Raw genomic sequence first — 2,942 nt, 5'->3', positions numbered from 1 at the left:
GCGGAACCCGCCATAGCTTTCGCCGGCGAGGAACAGCGGCGACCCGGTGCGGCCGTTCTGCGCGAGATAGAGCCGGATGAAGGCGCCAATCGAGCTGGCATCCTGGTTGACGCCCCAGAAATCGCGCGTGTCCTGCCCCGGTGCCTCGCGGCTGTAGCCGGTCCCCACCGGATCGACGAAGACGAGATCCGTCATGTCGAGCCAGCTGTCCGGATTGTCGATCAGTCTTTGCGGTGAGGGCAGGAGTTCGCCATCGGCTCCCGTCGCGATTATCCGTGGACCGAGTGCGCCGATATGCAGATAGGCGGACGCTGCTCCAGGGCCGCCATTGAACACGAAAGTGATCGGCCGCTGCGGGTCTTTGGCCACGCTCGCCGGCGGCTCCAGCGTGTAGGCGACATAGAAGATCTCCGCCGTGACGTCGCCGATGCCCGACAGCAGCGACAGGGTCGCTGCCTTTGCCTGGTAATCCAGCTTGCGCCCGGCCAGTGTGATCGAATGGTTGGTGGTCTGCGGCGGCGGCAGCAGGGACAGCACACCGCCCGCAGGTGCCGGCCGCTCCGCCGTTTCAGCCAGGACGGGCTGCGCCAGGACGGCGAGCATCGGCAGGATAAGACAGATCAGTTTCAGCTTGACCGGCATGATGGCTCCGCGACAACGACTCCCGCATAGGTATGGCCGAGAGGATCGAAGTCAAAGGAAATGGCTGTCTTGAACCTGCAACGGCTTGCGCTAATGTGAGCCGGAATGCAGTCGAACATCTCTCTCGATCGGTTTGGACACTGGAGCGGTGGTGTCGCCGCCGCGGCCATGGCTGCAACGCCCGAAGAATTGTCCGCTCGCTTCACAGCGGCGGCGAGCGGACTGCTTGGCTCCGACCGCGCCTATGTCGGCTTTTACCGTCGCGACATCACATCCCTGACCATCGACGATGCCGGCCCCGATCGCTGGAACCGCGACTACGATGCACGACTGTATCGCCAGGATCCCTTCTTCCAGAGGTTCGCCAGCACAAGACAGGATTTCCTGTTGCCGCTGTCGGCACTCCGCAATGGCGACTTCCAGCGTACCCCCTACTATCGCGAATTCTTCGGCCCTTCCGACAGTTTCGACGAGATCACCGGCGTGTTCAATCTCGACGGGCTGACCGCTGGCTATGTCACCTTCCTGCGGCGAAACGGGGCACCAGCCTTTGGCGATCAGGATCTGGAGATGGCTTGCGCGGCAAGCAGCGCGACAAGGCTCATTCTGCAAAGATTGCTTCATCTGTGCCGCTCCCGGGACAAGGGCGCCGCAATCGGTGACGGACGCTCGCGGCTGAGCAGGCGCGAGGCCGAGGTTGCGCGGCATCTGGTCGAGGGTGGCAACGCCAAGACGATTTCGCGAAGCCTCGCCGTCTCGCCCGGCACCGTCCGCAACCACATCAAGCAGATCTACCGCAAGCTCGGCGTGCACTCCCAGGTCGAGCTGCTGGCGGCCTTCCGCGAAGCCGCTTGAGCCTGACGGCTTCCGCCAGCTCTATTGCCCCGTCACGATGCGCGTCCACATGCGGTTTTGTGATCGCAGCAGCTTTGGGTCGTTGTTGTCGACCACGAACAGCTTGGCCTTCACGGCATCAGGCGGAAAGACGCCGGGATCGCTGGCTATCGCCTTGTCCATCAGCGGCAGGGATTCCGGTATCGCATTGGCATAGGAGACATAGCTGGAATTGGCCGCGGCGATATCGGGCCGCAGATTGAAGTTGATCCAGGCCTGGGCGTTGTCGGGATGCGGCGCATCTTTCGGCACCACCATCGTATCGAAGTTGATGAGCGTGCCTTCTCTGGGGATGGAATAGGCGATCTCCAGCTTCTTCACGGATTCCGCCGCACGGGTTCTTGCCTGAAGTATGTCGCCCGACCAGCCCAACACCACGCAGATGTCGCCGTTGGCGAGGTCGTTGATGTATTTCGACGAATGGAAATAGCGGATGTAGGGCCGCACCTTGCCCATCAGGTCCTCGACCTTGGCGAGGTCGTCGGGACTGGTCGATTTGGGGTCGATGTGAAGATAGTTCATCGCCATCGGGATGACTTCAGCCGGCGCATCGATCATGGCCACGCCGCAATCGGAGAGCTTCTTGACCACGTCCACGTCGAAGACCATGGCGAAGGAATCCGTCGGCGCGTCCGGCAGCCTCTGCTTCACCGCGGCGACGTTGTAGCCAATGCCGTCGGTGACAGCCATATAGGGCACGGCATGCAGGTTCTGCGGGTCGGCGCCTGCGATCAGCGCCAGGGCCTGCGGATCGATCTTCGAATGGTTGGCAAGCTTCGATTTGTCGAGTTCCAGGAACGCCCCCGCCTTCACCTGGTTCTTCAGGAACGGATAGGCTGAGGGGTAGACCACGTCATATCCCGAGCCGCCGGTGAGCAGCTTGGTTTCAAGTACTTCGTTGCCGTCATAGACATCGTAGCGAACCTTGATGCCCGTTTCCTTCTCGAATTTCTCGGCGGTGTCCGGCGCGATGTAGTCGGACCAGTTGTAGACGTTGACGATCTTTTCCTCGTCAGCCGAAGCCGCATTTGCGCAGACGCCGCAGGCAAGCAGGGTTGAGAAGATCAGAGCGCGCATAAATGTCCTCCGTTTTCGCTATCTGTTTTCGGCATGCGTCGTCCCTCAGCGTCGCTGCGGGGCATAGACCGGCAAGGTGATGCAGGCGACATTGCCGCCACCCAGCAGGATCTCGCGTGAGTTTTCGATGCCGACTATCTTGTGGTCGGGAAACAGCTCGGCCAGCGTCTGCTTGGCCTTCACATCGAGATCGCAGCCGAACTGCGGTACCACCACGACGCTGTTGCCCGGATAGTAGTTGATGTAGCTCGCCGCGATCCGGTTTCCGGCCGGTCGCGCCCAGGTCGAATCCAGCCGGTCCACGCTCTCGCTTTCTTCCGGCGTCATCT

The 2,942-nt window shown here is 61.7% G+C and carries 3 protein-coding genes and 1 pseudogene; 1 reads left to right on the top strand and 3 read right to left on the bottom strand.

The genetic code is table 11. From position 1 onward, the window contains the following. Positions 1 to 642: pseudogene (locus EN750_RS27020) on the bottom strand (peptidase S10); the annotation flags it as partial. A 105-nt stretch (positions 643 to 747) separates the two neighbouring features. Between EN750_RS27020 and EN750_RS27015 the strand changes: the two are divergent. Continuing rightward, on the top strand, positions 748 to 1,497 hold the full coding sequence (locus EN750_RS27015) for a helix-turn-helix transcriptional regulator (RefSeq protein WP_127321132.1): 750 nt from the start codon (positions 748 to 750) through the stop codon (positions 1,495 to 1,497). Between the two features lie 21 nt (positions 1,498 to 1,518). On the opposite strand, the gene EN750_RS27010 is transcribed toward EN750_RS27015, so the two are convergent. After that, positions 1,519 to 2,613 carry a polyamine ABC transporter substrate-binding protein gene (locus EN750_RS27010; RefSeq protein ID WP_127398467.1) on the bottom strand — a complete coding sequence of 365 codons (1,095 nt, stop codon included), beginning with the start codon at positions 2,611 to 2,613 and terminating at the stop codon, positions 1,519 to 1,521. 45 nt (positions 2,614 to 2,658) lie between these two features. After that, positions 2,659 to 2,942: agmatine deiminase family protein (locus EN750_RS27005; protein WP_189526479.1), on the bottom strand; the 284-nt coding region annotated here is incomplete at its 5' end.

Origin of the sequence: Mesorhizobium sp. M7A.F.Ca.ET.027.03.2.1, from assembly GCF_003999175.1 — a bacterium.
In the GTDB taxonomy this organism is placed as follows: Bacteria; Pseudomonadota; Alphaproteobacteria; order Rhizobiales; family Rhizobiaceae; genus Mesorhizobium.
Note: the sequence above shows the minus strand (reverse complement) of the source record. Positions and strands in the feature narration are given on the sequence as shown.